Below are 26,477 nucleotides of genomic sequence, written 5' to 3' on the forward strand. Positions count from 1 at the left end.
CCGGCTTGGGCTCAGTGGACCTTGAGACGGGGGCCCACTGAGCGACCGAAGGCATCGCTCACCGCTTCGGCAGCGCCCTTCCAGGGGCCCAGCAAGAGGAACTGATGCTGTCGCTGCAGGCCCTGATACGCGGCTCGGGCCAGGCGCCCGCGCAGCGTGATGTCATCAGCAAACACGCCGCGCAGGGTGCCCACGCTGCCCGCCTCGCCCAAGGACAGCAGCGTCCCCTTGTCCTCGTAGCGGAAGGGGGCCGGGTCATCTCCTGCCAGAAAACGCGGCAGTTCTCGGGCCAGGTGTTCGGCCTGCTCGCTGGCGGCCTGAGCAGTAGGAGGCACCGGGCTTTCCTCGATCCAGGAGCAATCCCCCAGTGCAAACACCGCGTCATTGTCCATGGCCTGGAGGCTCGGCCTGACGATCCACTGGCGCTTGTCATTGACCGCAAGCCCCTTCATTCGACTCGCCAGCGATGGGCCAACCCGTCCGGCCGCCCAGATGGTCATGTCGGCGGGGAAGGACTGACCACCCTCAGTGGTGACACGCTGGGCGCTGACCGCGTTGACCTGCTGCGCGGTGTGAATGTCGACCCCGGCCTCCTGCAGACGAGCCTGCACGACGTGCCGTACTTCGTCGTCCATGCCAGGCATAAAGGTGTCGGTTGCCTCCAGCAAGGTGACCTTGACCTCGGGCTGGATCTCCTTGGGCGCCATGCTGGATGCCCTGGCCTCGGTGGCCAGCAGGCCAGCCAGTTCAACGCCGGTCGCCCCGGTGCCCACGATGGCGACATGATAGAGATCACTGCACCCTTGGGAGCGACGCGCCAGCAGACCGGCCGAGAAATGGCGATACAGTCGTTCTGCGTCTCGCTCGCTATCGAGCAGGAAGGCATTGTCGAGAACGCCGTCGACCCCCATGTCCGGGGTCACGCCCCCCAGCGCCAGCACCAGTGTGTCAAACGACAGCTGTCGCTCGGCGACCAGTACACGCCCGTTGTCGTCCTTCCATGGCGCCAGGGTAAGACGCTTGTGGCCAGCGTCCACGTCAACCAATTCGCCCTGTTCGAAACGAAATCCCCACTGCTGCGCCAAACCAGCGTAATCCAGCTCATCAACGCTTGCCCGGGTGAAACCCGCCGCCAGCTCGTGCAGACGGGGCTTCCACACATGGGTCGCAGCGCGATCCATCAGCAACACGTCCTTGTGCCCGGCCTTGGCCAAACGAATGGCCAGTTCCAGGCCGCCGGCTCCACCACCAACAATCACGATGCCTTCACTGCGAGTGTTCATGGGACCTCCTGTCGATGGCCTCCCGGACGATCCGGCAGGCCTTGGATCAGGCCTACCCTAACATCGCTCACTGATGCTTGCGCCCTGATACGTCGGTCGCCACGGCATCCGACATGTACAAAGGCAGTTAGAGCATTGCCGCTATACCACTGACATACCTAAGAAAAATAAGAAACATATGACGTAACGTTAAGTTAAACCAGCGCGGAGTTTGTTCTAAAGGTATGGTAGGTGCCTTTACGGCCAACACCGCTATCACTCCTTGAGGACCTCTCCTGCATGGACCATACCGTTGCGTCCTATCATCCCGCGCTCGTCGTGTTGAGTCTCGCTATCGCCGCCATTGCCTCATTGACCGCGCTGGACCTGGCAGGCCGGGTCAAGTCCAGTCGCGGACTGGCTCGGCAGCTTTGGCTGGCCGGGGGCGCCTTTGCCATGGGCACCGGCATCTGGTCGATGCACTTTGTCGGCATGCTGGCCATGGATACGGCTTCCCGTTCCGCCTACAACATCCCGCTGACCCTTGTCTCACTGCTGGCCGCCCTGCTCGCCTCGGCGCTGGCCCTGGCGACCGTGCAGGGAGGCCGGCTCACCTGGCCCAGGCTGACATCCGGTGCCATCATCATGGGCACTGGCGTGTGCCTGATGCACTACATCGGCATGGAAGCCATGCTGTCGATCACCGAGCTGCGCTATCGCATCGATCTGTTTCTGGCCTCGGTCGCCGTTGCCGTTGTCGCCTCAGCCCTCGCCCTCACCCTGGCCTTTCGACTGAATCGTGAAGGCATACGATCTCCGCTATGGCAGCGGGGTCTTGCTGCGCTGATCATGGCCGTCGGCATCGCTGGCATGCACTACACCGGCATGGCGGCTACCAGCTATCAGCGCGTGCCCATGGCCGTCGATGCCGGCGGCCTGGGTAACGGTCAGCTCGCCTTCCTTGTGGCATTGGCGTCGATCTTCATCATGGTGACGGCGCTGCTCATTTCTATCTACGACGCCCACCTGTCGTCACGCAATGCGCTGCTGGCCGACTCGCTGCAACGCGCCAATCAAGAGTTGAAGGATCTGGTCCACCAGGACGCGCTGACGCAGCTTCCCAACCGGCTCAAGCTCGAAGAGCACCTGGACGCGATGATTGCCACCGAGTCTGCGAGCTTCGCGGTGTTTTTCGTCGATCTGGATCGCTTCAAGCAGGTCAACGATTCGCTGGGACACCATGCTGGTGACGAACTGATCAAGGGCGCCGCCGCCCGGTTGAAATCAGCGGTGCGCGATGGCGACCTGGTCGCCCGGGTCGGTGGCGACGAGTTCATGATCGTAGCGGGCCCCAACATCACACATGGCGATGCAGAGGCCATGGCGCGCCGAATTCTCAGCGCGCTGGACAAGCCCTTCCAGATTCACAAGAGCATGGTGAAGGTTTCCACCAGCCTGGGGATCAGCCTGCATCCGGAAAACGGCAGGTCCCGCCACGACTTGATGGTGCATGCTGACGCCGCCATGTACAGCGCCAAGCAGAACGGCCGCAACACCTACCAGTTCTTTGCACCCGACATGACCCACGCGGCGGACCGCCGCAGCATCCTCGAACAGCGCCTACGCCATGCCCTCGACAACGACGGTCTGACCCTGGCCTACCAACCCAAGATCAATGTGCACAGCGGCCAGGTGGCGGGAGTAGAAGCCCTCTTGCGCTGGCACGATGAGGAGCTCGGCCAGATTGCCCCCGATGAAGCGATTCCTCTGGCGGAAGACTGCGGGCTGATACTGCCACTGGGTGAATGGGTCCTGCGCACGGCCTGTCGCTTCTCCTGTCAGTGGATGGAGGAAACCGGCCAGGCCCTGCCGGTAGCCGTCAATATCTCGGCAATTCAGCTGAACCACCGAGGTTTCGTCGACACCATCAAGACCGTGCTCACCGATACCGGCCTTCCGCCTAACCTGCTGGAACTCGAGTTGACCGAGACCTGCCTGGTGCAGAACCCGGATCGCGCTATGGAAGTCCTGGGCACCCTGCGGGAGCTCGGGGTTCTGATGTCCATTGACGATTTCGGTACCGGATACTCGAACCTTACCCAGTTGAAGAACCTGCCCGTCGATCGCCTGAAGATCGATCGCAGCTTCATGGAAGACATCGCCAACAACAGCCAGGACGCGGCGATCGTCCGGGCCGTCATCTCACTGGCCCGAAGCCTTGGGCTGCATATCATCGCCGAGGGGATCGAGAACTCGGAGCAGCTGGCGTTTATCAGCAAGCTTCAAGGGCATGAGTACCAGGGATACCTGTTCAGCAAGCCCGTCCCTGCAGCCGAATTAAGGCGCCTTCTGCAGGAACGTGCCACGCAGGTGCTGGCCGATCAGCCGCTACGCGCTCACGGCATCCCGCCAGACCAGCTACCGGCCTGAATCGCCCTGTCCTGCGCCACTTGACCCGAACCGGCCGGCCGCGTCACGCTGCCCAACACGCCCCCGTCACAGAGATCCCATGAATGACGCATGTCCAACGCCTGGAAACTGACACGTCCGCGCCGAGTGATGCGCAGTCTCCTCAAGACAGGCTGGTGATGCTGTTGGCTCGAGTGGAAAAGGGTGACCGAGAGGCATTTGCCGAACTGTACCAGGCAACCTCGGCGAAACTTTTCGGCACCGTGCTGCGTATCCTCAAGGACTCAACGTGGGCAGACGATGTCATTCAGGACGTTTACGTGACCATTTGGCAAAAGGCAGATCGCTTCGATCGACAGCGCGGCTCCGTCATCGGCTGGATGGCGACCATCGCCCGCAATGCGGCCATCGATGACCTGCGCAGAGCACCCCGCCACCAGAGTGAGGACGACAGTCACCTGGAGCACGCCGCAGCTACCCAGGCCTCGGCCTTCGAGCAGCGAGACCAGGATGAGTCCTCCGACCGCCTGTCGCAGTGCCTGGAGGAACTGGAGGAGACACGCAGCCAGATGGTCCGGCTGGCCTACCTGGACGGCTGGTCGAGGGCCGACCTGGCCACCCATTTCGGGCAACCCGTCAACACCGTCAAGACTTGGTTGCATCGCGCTCTCAAGCAATTGAAAGGATGCTTGTCGACATGAGCGATCTTACTGACAAGGACCTCCTTGCCGCCGAGTTTGTACTCGGCACACTCGACGATTCCGAGCGCCAGCAGGTCCACCGGCAACGCCAGCAAGATGGCGAGCTTGAGCAGCTGATCCAGGCCTGGGAGGCACGGCTCGCGCCCCTGGGCGATGAGGTCAAGTCCATTGCTCCTGGCCCCCACCTGCTGGCGCGTATCGAGCGACGTATCGACGCTGTCGAAGCTCGGGCCGCGTTGCAGCATAGCGATGATCGGGTTACCCGGCTGCGCCGTCGTTTAACCCTCTGGCGAGGGATGGCTGGGGTCTCTTCTGCCGCAGCGTTGATACTGGCAGCCTTGCTGGTGGGTGCACCGACGTCATCTCCCGACCAGTCCCAGTTTGTCGCGGTGTTCCAGCAGGACGACCAGCAACCCGCCTTCATGTTGAGCGTCAACCTTGAACAGCGCCGCCTGCACGTCATGCCCGTTACCGCCAAGCCGATGGAAGACCGCTCTTACCAGCTATGGATCAAGGAAGCCTCCCTGGGGCCGACGCCACAGTCGGTGGGGGTCCTGGACGACGACCTGAGCATCGACCAGAGCGCTCTGCAGCAGTACTCGCCCGAGCTGCTGAAACGGGCCACCTTTGGCATCAGTGTCGAGCCCTCGGGAGGCTCACCCACCGGCCAGCCCACGGGCCCCGCCATTCACGGGTATCTGTATCCCACCCAGGCCCCCGGCAACCAGCGTCTCTAGCCATGGCCGCAGAGAGGAACGCTTCCTCTCTGCCGCATCGGCTTTGTCAGCACCAGCTCAGGCCCCGTGGATTCCTCTGATCTATTCCCAAGGGGTCCTGCGAAGTGCCTCCTTCAGCGTTCTCCCAACGTCAATCGCCGGGACAGCAGCGCCTTAAGCGAACTTCAACAGTGCGCGGTTTTCCCCGTTTCTGACTGAAACCTTTGTCGTTCATGAAACCTTTGCCTTTCATGACACGTATCTGTTGCTGGCGAGCGAGCAGCCAACGGCATACCAGCGTGCCCCCGCTGCAGTGCCCCACGCCATAGGGCGCGATCATAGTGGCGCGACCATAGCGGCGCGAGGGCGTCTTCCGCGAGGGTGAGCGTTGCATGCCTGCCACCTGTTCGCCTCACCACTTCCCTGCTTGGCCGCCCTCCCGGCGGCCTTTTTTATCAAAGGCACAACGATCAAAGGCACAGCGATCAAAAAAAACCTCGCCGCTGAAACTTTGTGCCCAGAGGCTACGTACCTGACAGTGACTCGGCGCCACACCACGGGCCCGAGAGCCAAAGCCAGTCAACTGCACCAGGAGAGAATGATGTTCAAACAACTGACAGCAAGCATCCTCGTCAGCTCAGCAGTTTTCCTCACCGCTGGCGCCCATGCCGACCATCATGCGGACATGGAAGGATCCCATGATCTTGGCGTGTGGGCAGACGACCAGTCCGTTGCCGAGGGCACCGTGACGGCAGAACGCATCGTTGCCGAAAACAACGGCTGGATGGTCGTTCACCGCACCGATGACAGCCACAAGCCGGGTCCGGTAGTCGGCTACGCTCCGCTCAAGGCTGGCGAGAACACTGACATTGCCGCGATCCTGACAGAGGAAGTGGCCAATGGTGACATGCTGATGCTGATGCTCCACGGCGAAGATGGCGGCAACCAGACCGGCGTCTTCGAGTACACCCTTGGCGCCAGCGAAGATGGCCCGGTCAAGGTGGATGGCAACCTGGTGATGGCCGTCATCACGGCTCAGTAAGCCATCTCGCCAAGGTTCTTGCCCCTACATAACGCAAGTGTTGGCTTGAACCTGACAACGACGCGCATCAGCCAGCGCCCCGCTCTTGTCGAGCGGGGCGCTGGCGTGTTGTGCCAGGCAGGCGCAACGGAAAAAAGGCACCACGGTGATCACCCGTGATGCCAATGGGCACAGCCTATGAAGAGAGACCAAGGTCCAGCGAGACGCAGGACCTAGAAGACCAGGCTTAGAACAACAGGTGAGTGGCCAGCGCCACCATCGGCAAGGCCACCAGGGTACGCAACAGAAACACGACGACCAGATCCAGCACGGTCAGCGGAATCTTGGACTCGAGCATGGCATTGGCACTTTCGGTGAAGAAGATGATCTGCACCGTCGACAGCGTGCAGACAAAGAACACCGCCATCGGGTCGACCTCTGCACCAGAGATGATGATGGCCGGTAGAGCAATCTCGGCGATCGCCACCAGTACGGTAGGCGCAATGGCGCTGGCATCTGGCAGTTGCAGCGCTGAAATCAGCGGCTCAACCACGCTGCCAAGCATGTCGAAGACAGGCGTATAGGTGGCCAGCAGCAGCGCCAGTGTGGCGATGGCCAGAATGTAGGCGACGATTTTCTGGGCGAAGGTAATGGCTTCCCAAAACCCCTTGTAGAACACATCCAGACGGATCTGTGCGGCGCGCTCGGCTGCCGCGGCACAGGCACGAGCGATAATAGGGGTGTCACTGGTGCTCTGAAGATCTTCAGCCGTCTGCGGGTTACCCGCGAAGTAGACATCGCGCTTGCGCGACAGCGGCGGAATCCTGACCATCAACGCCGCCACGGTGAAGTTGATGACAAAGGACACCAGGATCATGTGGGGCAGATACGCCATGATGCCGCCAATGGAGGCCAGCAAGGCAAAGAAGCCCAGGCTGCAGATGCTGAAGTTGGTGGCAATGGCCGCAGATTCACGCTCGGTATAGTGGCCTTCCATGTACAGCTTGTTGGTGATGAAGATGCCCACCGCGGGTGCCGCCACGAAAGACGCCACCGCATCCACAGCAGACTTTCCAGGCAAGCGATAGAGGGGGCGCATCAAGGGTTCCATCAGCGTGCCGACGAACTCCAGAAAACCGAACTCAGTCAGGAAGATGACAAAGAAGCCGGCGATGGTCACAGTCAGGAAGACGCTGCCGCCAAGGTACAAGGCAAGCCCGCCGACATCCTCGTGCAACAGCCACTGTGGGCCGACCCCAAACGCCAGCAGCCCAGCGAACACCGCCGCCAGCAGGAAGGTGATTCCGGTCATGGTGCCGTCCTGACGATGATAACGCCGGAGTCCTTCATGCCCGGAAATACGTGACATCAGCCACGTCACACACAGCAGTACGATCAGTCCAAGCGTGATGAAATTCAGCGCTCCCCCCAGGGTCTGCTTCAGCAGGTTGATCATGATGACCAGGGGGATGGTCATCTGTCCGTCACCGTGAGGGAACGATAGAAAGAAGATACCCAGACCGATCAAGCTGCCTGCCAGCGAGATCAGTCCAGCGCTAGATGATGTGGATGCCACCTTGGGATTATTCATGTTGTGTCTCCAGTGGGGGCTGGCAATCGAAAGGTGTCACGGTATGCGCCCGTGACAGGGCCGGACGACCATGCTCCGGCCCGTCGCTTGGTGTCTGCGTCGTCTGCGCAGGCTGTCTAGCGGCGTTGCAAAGCGCTTTCCAACTCCGGCAAGGCCTGGAACAGATCGGCCACCAGGCCGTAGTCGGCTACCTGGAAGATCGGCGCCTCCTCGTCCTTGTTGATGGCCACAATAACCTTGGAATCCTTCATTCCCGCCAGGTGCTGGATCGCCCCACTGATGCCGACGGCGATATAGAGCTCGGGCGCGACGATCTTGCCGGTCTGCCCCACCTGCAGGTCGTTGGCCACATAGCCGGCGTCGACCGCGGCCCGCGAAGCACCAATGGCCCCGCCAAGGGCATCGGCGATACCGTCGAGCAGAGCGAAGTTGTCGCCACTTCCCATTCCACGACCGCCGGAAATGACGACCCTGGCCGAGCCCAGCTCCGGCCGGTCACTGGCGGCCTGGGACTCACTGACGAAGAGCGAGTGCTCGTTATGAGCCGTGACAGGCAGCACCGACACTGGAGCGGTCTGGTCGCGATTGGCCGCTGCCTCAAAGGCGGTGACCCTGACGGTGATGACCTTGATGGGGTCTAGGCTCTGGACAGTGGCAATGGCATTGCCTGCATAGATCGGCCGCTTGAACGTGTCCTCGTCTATCACCGCCACGATCTCTGAAAGCTGTGCCACGTCCTTGAGCGCCGCCAAACGCGGCAACACGTTCTTGCCCGTGGTCGAGGCCGCTGCCAGCACGTGGGTGTAGCCGTCGGCAAGGGTGACAAGTAGCTCGCCCATAGGCTCGGCGAGTTGATGGTCAAGGACGGATGAATCTGCCAACAGGACCCGACTCACGCCCTCGATGCCGGCAGCGCCTTGCGCCACTTCAGTGACCTGAAGGCCTGCTACCAGAACGTCGATCTCGACGTTGGCGTCCTGCTGGCAGTCCGCGATCTGCCTGGCGGCACCCACCACCTTGGCAGTGGCCGCAGCGAGTTGTCCCTGATGATGTTCGGCCAGTACGAGTAGCTTCATGAGATCACCTTGGCGTCGTTTCTGAGTCGCTCCACGAGCTCGCTGACCGAGCTCACCTTGATGCCTCCCTGTCGCTCGGCGGGGGGCTCTACCTTGAGCAGCCGCTGGTGAGCCGTCACGACGACCTCCAGCTCCTCCGGCGTCCAGCGATCCAGCGGCTTCTTCTTGGCCTTCATGATGTCCGGAAGCTTGGCGTAGCGTGGCTCATTCAGGCGCAGATCCGCAGTGATGACCGCCGGCAGCGTCAGCTCCAGTGTCTCAAGCCCACCATCGATCTCGCGGGTGACCCGCAGCGCATCACCCTCAACGCTCAGCTGGGAGGCAAAGGTGCCCTGGGGTACGCCCATCAGCGCAGCCAGCATCTGCCCGGTCTGATTGTTGTCCGAGTCGATCGCTTGCTTGCCCAGCAGCACCAGACCAGGTTTTTCCGCTGCGACCACCGCCTGCAGCAGCTTGGCGATGACCAACGCATCAAGCGACGCCGGGGCATCGACGTGGATGGCTCTATCGGCTCCCAGCGCCAGTGCGGTACGTAACTGCTCCTGGACCGCCTGGGGGCCAATGCTTGCCACCACGACCTCACTGGCGACTCCCGCTTCCTTGAGACGCACGGCCTCTTCCACCGCAATTTCACAGAAGGGGTTCAAAGCCATCTTGACGTTGCTGAGATCAACATCGGAGTGGTCCGGTTTGACCCGGATCTTGACGTTGTAATCGATGACGCGTTTCACCGCGACGAGGATTTTCATGGTGATATCTCCTTGTTCGAGTGTTACGCCGTGATGGCTCGACCGATGATGATCTTCTGGATTTCCGAGGTGCCCTCGAAGATCCGCGTGATGCGCGCATCGCGGTAATAGCGCTCGATCGGCAGATCGCTGATGTAGCCATACCCGCCATGTACCTGCACCGCGGCATCGGTCACCTTGGCCGCAGCCTCGGACGCCACCAGTTTGGCTACCGCGGACTCTAGGCTGAAGCGCTGCCCGGAATCACGTGCATCCGCCGCCTTATAGGTGACCAGACGTGCCGCCTCCAACTGGGCATGCATCTCGGCCAACATCCACTGAATGCCCTGGTGGCGGCCCAGCGGCTTGCCTGCGATGATGCGTTCCTTCGACCAGGCGATGGAGGCGTCATAGGCAGCTCGGGCAATCCCCACGCTCATCGCCGCCACTTCGACACGTCCTCGGTCCAGCACTTCCATGGCGGTCGCGAATCCCGCGCCCTCCTCCCCCATCAGAGCGTCATCGGGAAGCACACAGTCAAAGCCGATCTCGTAGATGTGGCTGCCGCGCAGACCAAGGGTCTTTTCTGGGCTGGAGAAGCTGATCCCGGGCGTATGACGATCTACCAGGAAGGCCGAGATACCGCGATGTCCCTGGTCAGGGTCGGTCTTGGCGTAGACCACCAGGAAGTCGGCGAAGGCGCCATTGGTGATGTAGTGCTTGGTGCCAGTCAGATGCCAGCCGTCAGCGGCGCGCACCGCGCGGGTTCGCATCTCGGCAGGATTGGAACCGGCACCAGGTTCGGTCAGCGCGAAAGCGCCGAGTTTCTCACCGCTTGCGCACAGCGGCAGCAGCGCCTGCCGCTGTGCCTCGGTGGCACCGATCAGTACCGAGTCGGTGGCGAGAAAGTGCGCCGTCAGCGACGAGCAGGTCGCCGCACAGTGGTAGGCAATTTCTTCCACTGCCAGGGACATGCCAATACTGGAGATATCGACACCACCGTACTCGGAAGGCAGGTTCATGCTCCAGAAGCCCAGCTCGCCCAGGGCACGCAGGCTCTCCTGGCAGAATTCCCGGGTCTCGTCGTAACGGGCTGCATGGGTCTTCAGCACATCGGCGCAGACGCGATGGGCGGCATCCTGAAACGCGATATCGTCTTCATTGAAGGTAAAGTTCATGCGTCAATCTCCTGATCGAGGTCCACGGTGTGCTGACCGAGCGTCGGCGCGGGGCGATGGCAGACGACCCGCTGACCATTGAAGAAAACCGGCTGGGCGGGGGACTTCCACTGCCCCATGTCGAGTAACAGCTGGCGATCCTCGGCATGCTGTGATTCGGCAAGCTGGGCAATGTCCCAGATGGGGGAAGCGGGAACCCCTGCTTCATCTAGACGCGAACAGACGTCTTTCACCGAGTAGTGACGTGTCCAGCATTCGATCTCGGCCTTGAGTGCGGCCTGATGGATGCAACGCTGCTCGTCATTGGCAAAGCGCGGATCGGTCAACAGCTCAGGGGCTTCCATGCACTCGGCAAGGCGGGCAAACAGCGGGTTATTGATGACGGCGATAATCACCTGGCCATCGCTGGCCTCGAAGCTATCGAACGGAGCGGACAGCGGATGACGGTTGCCGATAGGCGAAGGCGTGGGGCCACCAGCGATGAACTGCGCCAGATTGGTGACCTGCATGGCGAACAGACAATCGAGCATCGACACGTCAAGGTGACAGCCAGGGCGCTCTCCATCCCGCTCCCGTGCAAACAGGGCGGCACAGATTGACCAGCTCGCAAACATGCCAGCACAGACATCTCCCAGCGATTCGCCAATCCGCGTGGGGTGCCCTCCCTCGGGACCGGTGGCAGCCATCAGTCCCGACAGTGCTTGCGCAATGATGTCGTAGGCGGGCTTTGACCGCATGCTGCCCGTCTGACCAAAGCCCGAGATCGAGCAGTAGATCAGCGACGGAAAGCGCTCACCCAGGCTCTTCTCGTCAATACCCAGGCGCTCGGTCACGCCCGGACGGAAGTTTTCCACCAGTACGTCCGCCCCTTCGCACAGAGTGAAGAAACGCTCGCGATCGGTGGCATCCTTGAGGTCCAGACATACACTCTTCTTGCCGCGATTGAGCATCGAGAAGTACAGGCTTTCCCCCTGGACATAAGGTGCAATGTGGCGACTGTCATCACCATGGTCCGACTCGACCTTGATGACGTCCGCCCCCAGGTCCGCCAGCATCGCGGTGCAATAGGGCCCCGCCAGCACCCTCGACAGATCAAGAATGGTGACCCCTTCCAATGGCTTCATCGTGCCAGTCCTCCAGCGTCTTGTTATTGAAACGTGGCACGACGATCTCGACGAGCCACACAATATGTATATACATATCTTGGTCGTCATAAAAGCCTGAGGCAAAGCGACAATATTTTGCTCATTCGAAAAAAATCACAGAAACCCTTGTTTTACTAACCAAACTGATATTCAGGCAGGAGCAAAAAGTAGACTAAAGTCAAAGGAAGAACAGGCGAAGATGGCTTGGCGGGCATAAATTGGTATATACATCTTGATGTGCCGACCCATCCTGCACCGAGACGCCATCACCTGGACGCTACCCGTGAAGGGCGAGCGTGAAACGAGCGCATGGCGGGACAACCGGCACGGCGGATGAGGACGCAGCGCAGAGCAGCATCAAAGGTTTGGCCGTGCCATCAACCGTGGCGCGAGGTGTTCAGCTTGTAGCGATGTCCAGGATGGAGAAGCTGGGTATAGCTGATAAGAAGCTCTCCTGACCAGGTACGACGCACGACCAGCAGGCAGGCCTGATGAGGCGGGATCTCGAGTAGACGCGTTTCTTCAGCCGTCGGATTGATCGCTTCGACGCTGTTTTCCACGTCGGTGACGGGGTAGCGCGCGACCAGGATGGCGTTTGGGGTCTGCCGCGTGAAATCGTGCTTGAGGTAGTCCGGTGCCAGTCGAGGATTGACGTGGCGTCGCTCGAGTTGAATGGCCACGCCATCTTCCCGATGCAGAATCTCGGAGTAGAACACCATGGTCCCGGTTTTCACGCCAAGGAAGACCGCCACCTCCTCGGACGCCTCCACCTCCTCGAGGGCGATGATGTCACTGGAGTGCTCGCCACCTCGCGAGCGAATTTCGTCAGCAATATTGCGAATATCGAACAAGGACGACTCGGACTTGCGCTGGCTGACATAGGTGCCAGAGCCGACGCGTCTGACCAGCAGACCGCTCTGCACCAGGTCCCTAATGGCCTTGTTGGCGGTCATCCGGCTGACACCGAACTCCCGAGCGAGCGCATTTTCGGCGGGAATGCGATCGCCAGCAGAAAAGGTCCCTTCTTCGATATGAGATAGCAAATGCTCCTTGATTCTGGCGTAACCAGGCCGCTTGCTGACCATGAGGGATCCTTTTACTGGCACAAGGGCCCAAGTGTAGCCACGGCCCGTACCCCAGGGAAGCAGGTAAACGACACCTCACTCGATAAAGCCCGCCACGGCACCGAGAATTCCGTTACAGCATCGCCCCGCGTTCGGTGGCCTCTTCGGCATCGGCCGGCTCCGATCTCGTCGATGGCGGACAGGTATCGACGATAACGTCGATTCCGGCCCACACCCCTTGCCAGGAGTATGTCATGACGCCCTGATACCCCGTCGTACCATCGCAAAAACGGATATCAAAATCGGCGATGTGCTGCTCGACATATAGCCTGAGCTGTTCCGAGCCAAAGCTTCCGGAATCGTCATGATTCTCTAGAAAATAGGCGGTTCCAGCACCGCCAAACAGCGACAACACGCCATTGTCCGTGTACTCGTAGAAGAGCAGGGAATAGGGGCTACTGCGGTAAGCTTGCTCGTTGCCGACAAACTCGACCGACATCCTTTCCATGGCCTTGTGGCGCACACTTTGATAGAGCGCCTGTCGGTCGCTGGCCGGATGTCTAACCAGGTAGAGATTGGGAGTGACCTTGGACTGGACAAAGGTCATTGGACGAACGGTATCGACCGCCCTCGGGCCCACTACCGCCAGCACGCCCAGTCCGACCAGGCCAGCGACCCTCCATCGTCTCATGCTGTTCACGTGGCACTTACCTCGATATCACCAAAGCGACGGTTCGAATGGCAGAGAGGGTCAGTCGAAGCGATGTTGCGCGCCTTGCCTTGCGCTCGAGCGCTTCTCATAGGCACCCGTTCAACCCTACACCCATTTCGCCCTATGTCTCTTCCATCCTACCCCCATTCAAACCCTGCGGCGGATACCCGCCCGGACGAGGCTTCCGCAGGAGTTGTCGCGCTCCCGCGCGCGCTCCTTACCGGCCGTCCCCGTCGGCCTCGATGGATTCACCGAGCCTGGAGCAGAAACGCCCCCAGGCCAGCTGCAGGGACGGCAGCCAGGGAAGGCCATGCAACGCGCTGTGCACCATGCCGTCAGCGATTTCCAGTGATACCTGCGCCGAGGTGCGGGACCATTGCGCTACGGCGCCTTCTATCATTGCCGTCAGCGGATCATACTCGGCCGCCAGCACATGCATATGCTGCGATGGCGGCAGGTACCCATCATGGGCGGGAACCGTTGCCGCGACCATCGTCCACAACGCCAGGACGTCATCGCGGCTCAGCAGCGGCGCGTCTGCCCCCAAGAGAGACGCCTGTGGCGTGCCGACCACCGGATAGATCAACCCCAGCGGCGGCACGCCGGCGCCCTCCCGAGCCAGTGTCGCCGCCGCATCCAGAACCAGCCGACCTCCAGCGCTGTCCCCCACCGCGGCGACAGGATCACAGGCCTGCCACACGCCGAGCACGTCCGATAGAGCGTCACTGTAGGACGACTCGGGCAACAGGCGGTAGTCAACGCTGACCACTTCCCGGCTCAGGGCCTGCACCAGGGCTTCAGCGACGCCACGGTGGCTGCGGCTGGACCCCAGCGTCCAGCCGCCACCATGGGCGTACACTACAACGCCACCGCCCTGGCGCGGGCCGTCCCGGGGCCACAGCCTGGTCACCGGCACCCCGGCAATGGTGGTGGCCTCGTCGGCGATGGTGGCACTGTTCAGCTGAAAGCTCTGGCACAGACGCTCGTAGCCACGCCGGGCGTCAACGGGGGGCATCCCTTGGAGTCCGCAGAGTCCCTGCCGATAGCGGTTGATGAACGCTTCAATTTCCATAAGGCCTTCCGTAGGCAGATGTGCCACATCATGGTAGCGATGTCTCGGCGCGCCAGGCATTTACATCGGCAATCGCCCCCATTGCGAAGACTCGTACCCAGTCCCTTGGCAGCCTGTCGACTTGGGCTAGAATCAAGGCTCAATTTCCAGCCGGACGTCAGAATGCCGTTACAACACTTCGCTAAAACAACAATTACCACGGGCCTGTTCGCCCTCCTGACCGCCACCGCCCAGGCCGACGATGAGATCGTGGTCGGCGGCAAGAACTTCACCGAACAGCAGATCATCTCGAGCATGACCGCCCAGTACCTGGAGCATCTGGGTTACGACGTGGACAAACGCGCCGGCATGGGATCCGCGGTGCTGCGGCAGGCACAGGAAAACGGCCAGGTGGACGTCTACTGGGAGTACACCGGCACCTCGCTGATCGTCTTCAATGGCGTTGACGAAAAGCTGGACGCCCAGGCGACCTATGATCGCGTCAAGGCGCTGGACGCCGACAAGGGGCTGGCCTGGCTTGAGCCTTCCGGCGTCAACAACACCTATGCCATCGCCATGCGTGAGGCCGATGCCGAGGCCATGGACATCACCAGCATTTCGGACATGGCGTCGGCGATCAACGCAGGCGAAGAGCTACTGTTTGCCTCCAATGCCGAATTCTATGCGCGCCCCGATGGACTGCGTCCGATGCAGGACATCTACGGCTTTCAGTTCGACCGCTCCGATATCAAGCGCATGGATACGGGCCTGACCTATACCGCTCTCAGAGACGACCAGGTCGACATCGCCATGGTCACGACTACCGATGGACGAGTGTCGGCCTTCGACCTGCGCATTCTCGAAGACGACAAGGGCTTCTTCCCGCCCTATGCCATGACCCCCGTGGTGCGCCAGGAAGCGCTGGACACCCACCCGGAGCTGGCGGCCCAGCTGAATGCACTTGCCGCCACGCTAGACGATGACGTCATGACGCGGCTCAACGAGCAGGTGGACGTCAACCGCGACGTCGTGGAAACCGTCGCCGAGCAGTTTCTCGCCGACCAGGGGTTGATCGACTGATCGCATCTCCCGGCCACCGTGCCGATCGGGGCCGCCGCAATGCCAAGATGCCCCCTGCTTCTCACGTCGTGAAGCAGGGGGCACCGCCAGACTGTCGTTGCGTCGATTGTCCTTACATCCCGAAAAGAGTGTTTAGCGTTTGACGGTGTTCGGAATATCCATAGCAGGCTAAGGTATTGCTCATATCCCAATCCCTACTGCCATGGAGATCCCATGAAAGCTATCGGTTACTACGCCCCAGGCCCCATCGATCGCGACGACGCCCTGGTGGATCTCGCGCAAGAGGTGCCTCAGGCCAGCGGGCACGACGTGCTGGTCAAGGTCGAGGCCGTTTCGGTCAATCCCGTCGACGTCAAAATCCGCCAGTCACGAGCGCCCGAGCAAGGCCTGGCCGCGGTGATCGGCTGGGATGCCGTCGGAGAGGTGGTGGCTGTCGGCGACAAGGCAACCTCTGTCCAAGTGGGCGACCGAGTGTGGTACGCCGGGGATATTTCTCGCCCGGGCACGAACAGTGAGTACCACCTGGTGGACGCACGCATCGTCAGCAAGGCACCCGGCTCCATCGACAACGCGGCCGCCGCTGCCCTGCCCCTCACCGCTCTGACCGCCTTTGAGATGCTGTTTGATCGGCTCAAGATCAACGACCCGGTCCCCGGCGCCGCTCGCGCAGTGCTGGTCATCGGCGGGGCCGGCGGCGTCGGCTCGATCACTATCCAGCTGCTGCGCGCACTGACCGACTACACCGTCATTGCCACGGCGTCACGGCCAGAGACCCAGGAGTGGGTGAAGGAGCTGGGGGCCCACCATGTCGTCGATCACCATCAACCGCTGCCGGCACAGATCGATGCCCTTGGCCTCGGTGCTCCCGCTTTTGTGTTCTCGACCAATGCCTCAGAGGGCTACGCGCCCCAGATAGCAGAACTGATTGCGCCCCAGGGTCGCTTTGGCTTGATCGACGATCCGGCCTCCCTCGACGTGGTGCCGTTCAAGCCCAAGGCGGTGTCCATCCACTGGGAGCTGATGTTCACCCGCCCGCTGTTTTCCACCGCCGACATCGCCCGCCAGGGAGAAATTCTCGCCAAGGTGGCGCACCTGATCGATACCGGGCACCTTCGCTCCACCGCTACTGAGTCCTTTGGCACCATCAATGCCGCCAACCTCAAACGTGCCCATGCCCTGATCGAGAGCGGCCGGGCCAAGGGCAAGGTCGTGCTCGAAGGTTTCTAGGCGGTCCCTCTTGATAGCCACCCTGGCCTAGCTGGCCATCAAGGCGCCAACAGAAAACGCCCGCCCCGCTCGGTCTTGCCGAACGGGGCGGGCGTCATGTGGAGCGACGACGCTGCGATCGAGACGGCGCAGCTTACGTCGTCAACTCAGCATCGCCAGCTCAGCCTTTCCTGTTTGAACCTCAGGACAGGCGTTCGCGGAAGTCCTGGTAGCCAAACTCGCGGATGACCTGCAGGGCTCCGGTGTCCGAGTTCCACACCGCGATGGCCGGCAGACGCGTGCCATTGAAGGTGGTGGTCTTGACCATGGTGTAGTGCGCCATGTCCTTGAACACCAGTTTCTGCCCTATCTCGAGAGGGGCATCGAAGCTGTAGTCACCGATCACATCACCGGCCAGGCAGGTCAAGCCTCCCAAACGATAGGTGTGAGCCCGCTCACCTGGCTCCCCTGCCCCCAGCAGACCAGGCCGATAGGGCATTTCCAGCACGTCCGGCATGTGACAGGTGGCAGAGGTATCGAGAATCGCCTGATCGAGAGTATTGAAGGTGGTATCCAGTACCGTGGTGACCAGCACGCCGGACCCAATCGCCACCGCTTCTCCTGGCTCAAGGTAAACCTGAACCTGGTGACGCTCTGCGAAAGCGCGAATGCAGCGCACCAGGTCGTCGCGCTGGTAGTCGGGCCGGGTGATGTGGTGGCCACCACCGAAGTTCACCCACTCCATGCGACCAAGCAGGTGGCCGAAGCGCTCTTCCACCGCCGCCAGCGTTCGCTCAAGCGGCGGGAAATCCTGCTCGCACAGGGTGTGAAAATGCAGACCGGTGATGCCATCCAGGGTCGCTTCATCCAGCTCCGACAGCACAATACCCAGACGCGAGCCGGGAGCACAGGGATCATAGATCGGCACATCGCCCTCGGAGTGCTCCGGATTGATGCGCAAGCCGAACTTGATCCCAGGCCGCTGCTCCAGCGCTGCCTGCACCAGCGGCTGCGCGCGCTGCCACTGCGCGCAGCTGTTGAACACCACATGATCAGCGATCTTCAGGATCTCGATCAGATCGGCCTCGCTGTAGGCAGCACCAAAGACATGCACTTCGCCTTCGTAGTGCTCATGGCCCAGCAGGGCTTCATGCAGACCACTGGCACAGGTGCCGCTCAGGTAGCGCGACACCAGCGGCGCGAAATGCCACATGCTGAAGGCCTTGAGCGCTGACAGCACCTTGGCCCCGCTGGCGTCGGCCACCTCGGCGAGAATCCGCAGGTTGCGCTCCACCGCCACCTCATCCACCACATAGCAGGGAGAGGGCAGCGCGCGGGTATCGAGCCGCGAGATATCCGTGAACTGAAGGATCTCCACGCCTTACAGGTCCTCGCCCTTCTGTACGTCAAGACGGAAGGAGGGATCCAGCTCGACCACTTTCCACGGCAGACCGTAGGCATTCATGTCGGCCATGAACGGATCCGGATCGCACTGTTCCATGTTCCACACACCGGGACGCTTCCAGTGACCCTCGAGGATCATCTTGGCGCCAATCATCGCAGGCACACCGGTCGTGTAGGAAATGGCCTGGGACTGGACTTCGGCATAGCAAGCCTCGTGGTCACAGATGTTATACAGGTACATGACCTTTTCCTGGCCGTCCTTCTTGCCGCGGACGACGGTGCCGATGCAGGTCTTGCCCTTGGTGCGCGGTCCCAGGGTGGAAGGGTCGGGCAGCAGCTTGGCAAGGAACTGGATAGGCACAATTTCCTGGCCGTTATAGTCGACCGGCTCGATCCCCGTCATACCGACGTTCTTCAGCACTTCAAGGTGCTTGAGATAGCTGTCACCAAAGCTCATCCAGAACTGAGCCCGCTTTAGGCTCGGGAAGTGCTTCGAGAGCGACTCAAGCTCCTCGTGATAGAGACGGTAGATGTTGTAGTCACCGACCTCTTCAGGGCAGCTGAAACGCGCCATCTTGGACATCGGCGGGGTAGTGACGAACTCGCCATTCTCATAGTGACGACACTCGGCACTGACCTCCCGGATGTTGATCTCCGGGTTGAAGTTGGTGGCGAAGGGATAACCATGATCGCCGCCATTGACATCGATGATGTCCAGCTCTTCGATCTCGTCGAAATAGTGCTTGGCGAGATAGGCGGTGAACATGTTGGTGGCACCCGGATCGAAGCCGCTGCCCAGCAGAGCCGTCAGCCCCGCCTGCTGGAAGCGCTCCTGATAGGCCCACTGCCACTTGTACTCGAACTTGGCGGTATCAAGGGGTTCGTAATTGGCCGTGTCGAGGTAGTGAACACCCGCTGCCAGGCAGGCATCCATGATGCTCAGGTCCTGATAAGGCAGGGCGACATTGATGACCAGCTCGGGCTTTTCTGCCTCGAGCAACGCCGTCAGTTCAGCCACGTTGTCGGCATCGACCTGGGCCGTGCGGATGGGGCGCGGCAGCTGCTCGGCGATAGCCTTGCACTTGGACTCGGTGCGACTGGCCAACAGGATATCGGTAAACACCGAGTCCAGCTGGGCACACTTGTGGGCGACGACACTGCCGACACCGCCGGCACCAATGATGATCACTTTCGACATGTTGATACGCTCCCGCCTGAATACAACGATCCATCCACAGACAATAGAGAGGATGGATAGACCTGTTGAGCAGCCCTTCTCGACAGACTCCCTGACTCGCTCCTCCGAGCAAGCCAGCGGGCCCGACCCGTGACGTGGACTCGCTTAATGGGCCCGGTTGAGGTGCTTGGCGCCTCGCCCACAGGGCACGTCCTCGAGACATGCCCCTACCCTACTACCGGACGGCGCATGCTAACCACATTTGCCAGCTCATGCCACGGCTTTTCGCACCGAAAAGTGACCCCCGCCAGGGCCGTCCTCAGTGTAGTCAATCAGCACCCTATGACAGCTTGACGATGGCTTCGCTTTTCCCTTCTTCCACCACCCCGAACCGCCCCTTGCCAGCGCCGGTCTATCCCCCGGACTGACCGCCCGGACTGACTGCTCTGACTGACCATCCTGAGCGACTGCCCTGTTCGACCGTCATCGGGCCCTTCCATAGCCCACACCCAATACCCTCATCCGCGACAGCCGCACCATGATTCCGAAAAATTAAAGACTACGTATTCACTAAGCACTACTAAAGTATATTTACTTTATTTTCATACGCTTAAAAACAAAAACCAAAGGCATAAAAACTTTAAAGTTGAATACGTATTCCCAAGCCTTTAAAAGTGATTCCCCTTGCTGCCCGTCACACAGACACGCCTCCCGGCAGCGGCCGCCCCACCCCAGGGCATCACAACGATAACAGGAGAGCATCATGCGCCAATTCAACTCCCTTCCTTTCCGCCTCACCGTCCTGACCGCCGCCATCGGGCTGTCCAGCGCAGCCTTCGCCCAGCAGGAGCGGACCATCGATGTCAGCCTGCCGCTGGGACCCGACTCCCAGCAGGGCATCGGCGTGCTCAAGTTCGGAGAGGAGCTGGAGCGTCTGTCGGAAGGCCGGCTGACCATCGAGCCCCACTATGACAATGCGCTGGGGGCCGAGCGTGAAGTCATCGAGGGGATGGGGCTTGGCATCATCGATGCAGGCATCGCGTCGACCGGCCCCATGGGCGGCTTTGTCGATGAATTCCTGCTGTTCGACCTGCCCTATATCTTTGAGGATCACGGGCATGCTTATGCCTTCCTCGACAGCGAATACGGTGACCAGCTGGCCCAACTCGCCGAAGACCAGATGAACGTCAAGTTCCTGGCGTGGATGGAGAATGGCTTCCGTCACAACACCAATTCCGTGCGCGCGCTGGAGCAGCCCAGCGATCTGGAAGGGATCAACCACCGCACGCAGGAAAGCCGCGTGCAGGTTGATACCTGGGAAGCGCTGGGCGCCAACGCCACGCCAATGGCGTGGACCGAGGTCTATACAGCGCTGCAACAGGGCGTCATGGACAGCCAGGAAAACCCTCTGGCCACCATCTACGACGTCAATTTCTACGAGGTTCAGGATTACCTGAACATCACCCAGCACGTCTATTCACCGGCGCCGCTGATGATGAGCCTGGACCTGTTCAACTCCTTCAGCGAAGACGACCAGGCCCTGATTCTGGAGGCCGCTCAAATCGCACTGCCGGTTCAGCGGGAAGCCAGCCAGGAGCTGGAACAACGCTACAAGGGCGAGTTGGCTGACCTGGGCATGACGGTCACCGAACCTGACCTGGCGCCCTTCCGCGAGGCCGTGCGTCCGGTTATCGCCAAGTGGGGCCCGACCGTCGGCGAAGACCTGGTCGACGCGGCCATCAACTTCGAGCACTGAGTACCCGGCCCCCTGTCCAGCCAGCTGGTCAGGGGGCACTGCATTCTGCGAGGCCCTTCATGCACTCCTTTCTGCGTGTCGCCAACACGGCGATCTGGCACTTCAATCGGTTGATCGGCTGGGGGCTCGCCCTGCTTTTGCTGATCATGACCGTACTGATCTTTTGGCAGGTGTTCGCTCGCTTCGTGGTGGGCAGCCCGCTGTTCTTCTCCGATGAAATCGCTCGCTTTTCGATGCTCTGGCTAACCTTTATCGGTGCCGGCTACGCCTATCGTCATGGCGCCCTGATCTCCGTCGACATCGTGCTCGAATATGCAGGAGAGCGCCTGGCTCGGCTTTTGCGGATCGTGATCGTGCTGTGCTCGGCACTGTTTGCGTTCGTCATGATCAAGTATGGCCTCGAGCTGGTCGGCCGAGTGGCCAGCCAGACGGCGCCAAGCACGCGCATTTCCATGATGTGGCCATACCTGGCCATTCCTGCCGGCGGCGTCGTGATTCTGATCAATAGCCTGGGGCTGTTGATTGATGAAGCCCTCGGACAACCCGTCCAGCGACTGCAGGAGGTCAGCTGATCATGGCCCTCATGCTGTTCTTGACCCTTATCTCTCTTTTCGTGGTGGGTGTTCCCATTGCCTTCTCGCTGGGACTGGCGTCTGCCCTGACGGTGTGGCAAGGCGACCTGATGCCGATGCTGATCGTGGCACAGCAGCTGATTGCCTCGGTCAACTCCTTTCCGCTGATGGCGATTCCGTTCTTCATCCTCGCGGGCTACCTGATGCAGGGCGGCGGCATCTCGAAGCGCCTGGTCGATTTCTCCAATACCCTGGTCGGCAGCATGACGGGCGGGCTGGCCATGGTCGCCATCGTCACGTCGCTGTTCTTTGCTGCGATTTCTGGATCCGGGGCAGCCACCACGGCGGCCATCGGCTCTATCCTGATTCCCGCGATGCTGGCCAAGGGCTATCCCGGTGGCTATGCGGCGGCCAATCAGGCGGCGTCGGGCGCTCTGGGGGTCATTATCCCTCCCAGTATTCCCTTGATCCTCTATGCCATCGCGGCCAACGTGTCCGTTGGCGACATGTTCATTGCCGGCATCCTGCCTGGCATTCTGGTCACCCTTACCCTCCTGGTCTTTGCCTACTTCTTTGCCCGCGCCAACGGTCTTGGCGGTGGCGAGAAAAGCTCACTGAGCGACGTCTGGCGCGCCGGCAAGAAAGCCATCCTCGCCATCCTCATGCCGGTCATCATCCTTGGCGGCATCTACGGTGGGGTGTTTACACCGACCGAGGCAGCGGTGATCGCGGTGGCCTATTCCTTTGTCATCGGCACGGTGATCTATCGAGAGATCAAGCTCGACAGTCTGGTGGGCATTCTGCGTCAATCCGCAGTAACCACAGCGGTGGTTCTCAGCATCATCGCTGCCGCTGGACTGTATGGACGCATTCTGCAGAGCCTCAGAGTGCCGGACATGATCTCCGACTTCGTGATCTCGGCCATCGACAGTCCGCTGCTGTTTATCCTGCTGGCCAACCTGCTGCTGTTGCTCGCTGGCATGTTCATCGAGGCGGCGGCCGCCATCCTGATCTTCGTGCCCATCCTGCTGCCCATTGCCGTGAGCTACGGCTTCGACCCGATTCACTTCGGCATCATCATGGTGGTCAACCTGGCCATGGGCATGTTTACCCCACCGGTCGGGCTCAACCTGTTCGTGGCCTCTCAGATCACCAATATCGGCATTGCGCGGCTGACCTGGGCCGTCATGCCCTTCGTCGCCATCGTGCTGATCAACCTGCTCATCATCAGTCTGCTGCCGGCCCTGTCGACCTGGCTGCCGTCGCTGTAACCCTACAAGGAGAGACCCCATGAGTGTTGTAGAAAGCCTTCGCCCCCGCCAGGGACTGCGCGTACTGGTGACCGCCGGCGCGTCGGGCATTGGCCTTGCCATTGCTAGCGCCTTTGCCGAAGCCGGTGCTCGGGTTCACGTCTGCGACATCGATGACAAGGCGCTGGATGCCCTGCCGCCACACATCACACGCACCCATTGCGATGTCAGCAACGACGAGGATGTCGCTCGCCTGTTCGACGATGCATCGGCCCTGGGGGGCCTGGACGTGGTCGTCAATAACGCCGGTATTGCTGGCCCGACGGCAGGCATCGAGGACATCGACCACGCCAGCTGGACCCAGACCATCGATATCAACCTCAACGGACAGTACCGGGTCGCACATCGTGCAGCGCCCTTGCTGCGTGATAGTCAGGGACTGCTGGTCAATCTGGCCTCCGTGGCTGGCCGCCTGGGGTTCGCCTATCGCACCCCCTATGCCGCCAGCAAATGGGCCGTGGTCGGCCTGACCAAGAGCCTGGCCTGCGAGCTTGGTCCGGAAGGCGTGCGTGTGAATGCCATTCTTCCAGGCATCGTGCGCGGCCCACGGATCACCAAGGTCATTGAGGATCGAGCGGCCAAGCGTGGCATCAGCTACGAGGAGATGGAGACCGAGAACCTCTCAAAGATATCGATGCGCCGCATGGTAGACCCGACGGATATCGCCGCCATGGCGCTGTTCCTCGCTGCACCAGGCGGATCCAACATCTCGGGGCAGGCGCTCAGTGTCTGTGCCAACGTCGAATCCCTCTGACCTCAGGACGCTCTCATGACGACTTCCATCGGTGTGGTCGGCGCAGGACTCATTGGTCGCGCCTGGGCCATTGTATTCGCTCGAGCAGAGCTGCCCGTCACCTTGTTTGATGTAGATGCTGATGCCCTGGACAGGGCATCTGCAGCGATCCAGCAGTCGCTGACGGACCTGGCTGACGCAGGGCTGGTCGATGATCCAGTGGCGATCATGGCCAGAATTCGTTTTGACAGCCACCTCGTCTCGGCCATGCAGGATGCCATCTACGTCCAGGAGTGCGGGCCGGAAGACGTGACCGCGAAACGTCAGATCTACCGCGATCTGGAGGCGGTGGTCAGCAGTGACTGCGTGCTGGCCAGCTCCACCTCGGGGATCGCCGCCTCGCGCTTTACCGATCACCTGGAGCACCCTCAGCGCTGCCTCGTGGCACATCCGGTCAACCCGCCCTACCTGATTCCGCTGGTAGAGGTGGTACCGACGCCAGCCACCAGTGAACAGAGTGTTCAGCGGGCCATGGCCCTGATGGAACAAGCGCGCCAGGTCCCGATTCTGGTCCACCAGGAGGTGGCAGGCTTTGTCCTCAACCGCCTGCAAGGGGCGCTGCTCAACGAAGCCCTGCGGCTGTTCCGCGATGGCGTGGTGTCCGCCGAGGACCTCGACAAGACCATGAAACACGGGCTCGGCCTGCGCTGGTCCTTCATGGGCCCCTTCGAGACCATCGACCTCAATGCGCCTGCGGGCATTGCCGACTACGGCAAGCGCTACGGCCCGCTGTATCGCGATATCGATCGCGAGCGCGGACAGGAAGACCCCTGGCTCGACACCACCCTGGAGGCACTGGACGAGCAGCGCCGCGCCTTGCTCCCCACACACGAACTGGGTGAACGCCAGGCCTGGCGTGATCGCCGCTTGATGGCACTGCTCGCCCATCAGCAGGCTACGACACCACGCTAAACCGCACACGTCATGCGGCAACGTTCACGCCGCTGTGCTCACTTTGCTAGAGGACTTCACGGAAATGGCTACAACACGCAAGGTCATCATCACCTGCGCCGTCACCGGCGCCATTCACACCCCGTCCATGTCTCGCTACCTTCCCGTCACCCCCGAGGAGATTGCCGAGGCAGGTATCGCCGCCGCCGAGGCTGGCGCGTCGGTGCTGCATTTGCATGCCCGGGACCCCAAGGATGGCAGGCCGACCCAGGATCCGGCGATGTTCGAGCGCTTCCTGCCACGGATCAAGAGCTCCTGCGACGCGGTGATCAATCTGACCACCGGCGGCAGCCCCCATATGACGGTGGAAGAACGTATGCGCCCCGCCATGGAGTTCAAGCCTGAGCTGGCGTCCATGAACATGGGATCGATCAACTTCGGCCTGTTCCCGATGCTCGATCGCTACAACGAGCTGACCCATCAGTGGGAGCGCGATCACCTGGCCAATAGCCGTGACCTGGTGTTCAAGAACACCTTCGCTGATATCGAAAAAGCCATGACGCTTGGCGATGCCAATGGCACCCGCTTCGAATGCGAGTGCTACGACATCGGCCACCTGTATTCGCTGCGCAATCTGCTCGACCGTGGTGTCGCCAAGGGCCGCGTCTTCGTCCAGAGCGTGTTCGGTATCCTGGGTGGCATCGGGCCGCATCCTGAAGACGTCATGCACATGCGCCGCACCGCAGACCGCCTGTTCGGCGATGACTATGAATGGTCTGTGCTGGGGGCCGGCAGCAGCCAGATGCGCATTGCAGCGCAAGCCGCTGCCATGGGTGGACACGTGCGCGTCGGTCTCGAGGACTCGCTGTGGCTTGGGCCGGGCAAGCTGGCCGAGACCAATGCAAGCCAGGTGACCAAGGTCCGCGAGATCCTGGAAGGCCTGTCTCTCGAGGTGGCCACACCCGACGAGGCGCGTCAGATGCTTGGACTCAAGGGTGGGGATCAGGTCGGGTTCTAGGCTTGGCCCGTCGTTGAGCATGCCAATATCAGCACCCGCATAAGGAGATGGGTTGTGACGCTTTATCGACTCGGGGGCGCGTCCCCCGATATCGCCGCCGACGCCATGGTGATGGACGAGGCTACCCTGATCGGTGACGTGCAGCTGGGAGCAGACGTGAGTGTCTGGCCAGGTGCCGTCCTGCGTGGCGACAATGCCCCCATCCTGGTAGGCGCCGGCAGCAACCTGCAGGATGGCTGCGTGGTCCACACAGACCCCGGTGAGCCGGTGACCATTGGCCAGCGTGTCACCATTGGTCACCTGGCCATGTTGCACGGCTGCCGAATTGGCGACGAGGTGCTGGTCGGCATGAATGCTACCATCCTCAACGCAGCGGTGATCGGGGAGCAGAGTATCGTTGGCGCCGGAGCCCTGATTACCTCCGGCAAACATTTTCCCCCACGATCGCTCATCCTCGGCAGTCCCGCCAAACGCGTGCGTGAGCTGACCGAGGAAGAGGTCGAGTCGGTGAAGACCAACGCTCAGGTCTATATCGACAAGATCGCCACCTATGCTTCTCTGGAGCGTATTGAGCCGGCGTGAGCGCCGGCAATACAGTCACCCGACAAGATATGCC

24 protein-coding genes are annotated in these 26,477 nt (G+C 61.3%); 13 read left to right on the forward strand and 11 right to left on the reverse strand.

The window, feature by feature from the left end; translation table 11 throughout:
• Positions 1-11: 11 nt before the first annotated feature.
• A complete protein-coding gene (locus KUV41_RS19235) occupies positions 12-1,283 on the reverse strand; it encodes an NAD(P)/FAD-dependent oxidoreductase (protein WP_222487027.1) in 1,272 nt (423 codons plus the stop codon).
• Between the two features lie 279 nt (positions 1,284-1,562).
• On the opposite strand from KUV41_RS19235, the gene KUV41_RS19240 reads away from it, so the two are divergent.
• From KUV41_RS19240 to KUV41_RS19255, 4 genes are all read left to right on the forward strand, one after another.
• Positions 1,563-3,692 (forward strand): putative bifunctional diguanylate cyclase/phosphodiesterase, encoded by a 2,130-nt coding sequence (locus KUV41_RS19240; RefSeq protein ID WP_222487028.1) that lies wholly within the window; start codon positions 1,563-1,565, stop codon positions 3,690-3,692.
• Positions 3,693-3,775: 83 nt separating this feature from the next.
• Positions 3,776-4,372, forward strand: coding sequence for a sigma-70 family RNA polymerase sigma factor (locus KUV41_RS19245; RefSeq protein WP_222487029.1), 597 nt, complete (start codon positions 3,776-3,778; stop codon positions 4,370-4,372).
• Positions 4,369-5,109 (forward strand): anti-sigma factor domain-containing protein, encoded by a 741-nt coding sequence (locus KUV41_RS19250; RefSeq protein WP_206944787.1) that lies wholly within the window; start codon positions 4,369-4,371, stop codon positions 5,107-5,109. Before KUV41_RS19245 ends, KUV41_RS19250 begins: the two co-directional genes overlap by 4 nt.
• A gap of 580 nt (positions 5,110-5,689) precedes the next feature.
• Entirely contained in the window at positions 5,690-6,130 is a 441-nt protein-coding gene (locus KUV41_RS19255; RefSeq protein ID WP_206944788.1) for a hypothetical protein, read from the forward strand.
• A 226-nt stretch (positions 6,131-6,356) separates the two neighbouring features.
• Here the strand turns inward: KUV41_RS19255 and KUV41_RS19260 are convergent, their stop codons facing one another.
• The 8 genes from KUV41_RS19260 to KUV41_RS19295 form a co-directional block, all read right to left on the reverse strand.
• Positions 6,357-7,700 carry a YjiH family protein gene (locus KUV41_RS19260; protein WP_222487030.1) on the reverse strand — a complete coding sequence of 448 codons (1,344 nt, stop codon included), beginning with the start codon at positions 7,698-7,700 and terminating at the stop codon, positions 6,357-6,359.
• A 116-nt stretch (positions 7,701-7,816) separates the two neighbouring features.
• Positions 7,817-8,776, reverse strand: coding sequence for an electron transfer flavoprotein subunit alpha/FixB family protein (locus KUV41_RS19265; RefSeq protein ID WP_222487031.1), 960 nt, complete (start codon positions 8,774-8,776; stop codon positions 7,817-7,819).
• Positions 8,773-9,525, reverse strand: a complete 753-nt coding sequence (locus KUV41_RS19270; RefSeq protein WP_222487032.1) for an electron transfer flavoprotein subunit beta/FixA family protein — start codon at positions 9,523-9,525, stop codon at positions 8,773-8,775. Before KUV41_RS19270 ends, KUV41_RS19265 begins: the two co-directional genes overlap by 4 nt.
• A gap of 23 nt (positions 9,526-9,548) precedes the next feature.
• A complete protein-coding gene (locus tag KUV41_RS19275) occupies positions 9,549-10,682 on the reverse strand; it encodes an acyl-CoA dehydrogenase family protein (RefSeq protein ID WP_222487033.1) in 1,134 nt (377 codons plus the stop codon).
• Entirely contained in the window at positions 10,679-11,806 is a 1,128-nt protein-coding gene (locus KUV41_RS19280; RefSeq protein WP_222487034.1) for a CaiB/BaiF CoA transferase family protein, read from the reverse strand. The genes KUV41_RS19275 and KUV41_RS19280 overlap by 4 nt, the downstream gene beginning before the upstream one ends.
• Before the next feature lie 398 nt (positions 11,807-12,204).
• The gene (hutC, locus tag KUV41_RS19285) at positions 12,205-12,912 is read right to left on the reverse strand and encodes a histidine utilization repressor (protein ID WP_222239443.1); all 708 of its coding nucleotides are present in this window, start codon (positions 12,910-12,912) and stop codon (positions 12,205-12,207) included.
• 112 nt (positions 12,913-13,024) lie between these two features.
• Positions 13,025-13,582: a hypothetical protein gene (locus tag KUV41_RS19290; protein WP_222487035.1), complete on the reverse strand. Its 558-nt coding sequence runs from the start codon at positions 13,580-13,582 to the stop codon at positions 13,025-13,027.
• 238 nt (positions 13,583-13,820) lie between these two features.
• Entirely contained in the window at positions 13,821-14,675 is an 855-nt protein-coding gene (locus KUV41_RS19295; protein ID WP_222487036.1) for an alpha/beta hydrolase fold domain-containing protein, read from the reverse strand.
• A gap of 162 nt (positions 14,676-14,837) precedes the next feature.
• On the opposite strand from KUV41_RS19295, the gene KUV41_RS19300 reads away from it, so the two are divergent.
• Both KUV41_RS19300 and KUV41_RS19305 read left to right on the forward strand, forming a co-directional pair.
• Positions 14,838-15,734 (forward strand): glycine betaine ABC transporter substrate-binding protein, encoded by an 897-nt coding sequence (locus KUV41_RS19300; RefSeq protein WP_222239445.1) that lies wholly within the window; start codon positions 14,838-14,840, stop codon positions 15,732-15,734.
• Between the two features lie 213 nt (positions 15,735-15,947).
• A complete protein-coding gene (locus tag KUV41_RS19305; RefSeq protein WP_222239446.1) occupies positions 15,948-16,961 on the forward strand; it encodes a zinc-binding alcohol dehydrogenase family protein in 1,014 nt (337 codons plus the stop codon).
• A gap of 181 nt (positions 16,962-17,142) precedes the next feature.
• Here KUV41_RS19305 and nspC read toward each other — a convergent pair whose 3' ends face one another.
• The gene (gene nspC / locus KUV41_RS19310; protein ID WP_224852000.1) at positions 17,143-18,318 is read right to left on the reverse strand and encodes a carboxynorspermidine decarboxylase; all 1,176 of its coding nucleotides are present in this window, start codon (positions 18,316-18,318) and stop codon (positions 17,143-17,145) included.
• 3 nt (positions 18,319-18,321) lie between these two features.
• Positions 18,322-19,542 (reverse strand): saccharopine dehydrogenase family protein, encoded by a 1,221-nt coding sequence (locus KUV41_RS19315; RefSeq protein WP_222164309.1) that lies wholly within the window; start codon positions 19,540-19,542, stop codon positions 18,322-18,324.
• 742 nt (positions 19,543-20,284) lie between these two features.
• On the opposite strand from KUV41_RS19315, the gene KUV41_RS19320 reads away from it, so the two are divergent.
• The 7 genes from KUV41_RS19320 to KUV41_RS19350 all read left to right on the forward strand — a co-directional run bounded on the left by KUV41_RS19320 (position 20,285) and on the right by KUV41_RS19350 (position 26,443).
• Positions 20,285-21,277 carry a DctP family TRAP transporter solute-binding subunit gene (locus KUV41_RS19320; RefSeq protein ID WP_206944800.1) on the forward strand — a complete coding sequence of 331 codons (993 nt, stop codon included), beginning with the start codon at positions 20,285-20,287 and terminating at the stop codon, positions 21,275-21,277.
• Positions 21,278-21,336: 59 nt separating this feature from the next.
• Complete coding sequence (locus tag KUV41_RS19325; protein WP_222164311.1) at positions 21,337-21,849, forward strand: TRAP transporter small permease; 513 nt, start codon at positions 21,337-21,339, stop codon at positions 21,847-21,849.
• Positions 21,850-21,851: 2 nt separating this feature from the next.
• Positions 21,852-23,120 (forward strand): TRAP transporter large permease, encoded by a 1,269-nt coding sequence (locus tag KUV41_RS19330; protein ID WP_222164312.1) that lies wholly within the window; start codon positions 21,852-21,854, stop codon positions 23,118-23,120.
• 19 nt (positions 23,121-23,139) lie between these two features.
• Positions 23,140-23,913: an SDR family oxidoreductase gene (locus KUV41_RS19335; protein WP_206944803.1), complete on the forward strand. Its 774-nt coding sequence runs from the start codon at positions 23,140-23,142 to the stop codon at positions 23,911-23,913.
• A gap of 15 nt (positions 23,914-23,928) precedes the next feature.
• Positions 23,929-24,864, forward strand: a complete 936-nt coding sequence (locus KUV41_RS19340) for a 3-hydroxyacyl-CoA dehydrogenase (protein WP_222239447.1) — start codon at positions 23,929-23,931, stop codon at positions 24,862-24,864.
• Between the two features lie 64 nt (positions 24,865-24,928).
• A complete protein-coding gene (locus KUV41_RS19345) occupies positions 24,929-25,861 on the forward strand; it encodes a 3-keto-5-aminohexanoate cleavage protein (RefSeq protein ID WP_222239448.1) in 933 nt (310 codons plus the stop codon).
• Positions 25,862-25,915: 54 nt separating this feature from the next.
• A complete protein-coding gene (locus tag KUV41_RS19350; RefSeq protein ID WP_222484524.1) occupies positions 25,916-26,443 on the forward strand; it encodes a gamma carbonic anhydrase family protein in 528 nt (175 codons plus the stop codon).
• Positions 26,444-26,477 lie beyond the last annotated feature (34 nt).

The sequence above is a fragment of the Halomonas sp. DP8Y7-1 genome (genome assembly GCF_019801685.1).
GTDB lineage: Bacteria > Pseudomonadota > Gammaproteobacteria > Pseudomonadales > Halomonadaceae > Halomonas > Halomonas litopenaei_A.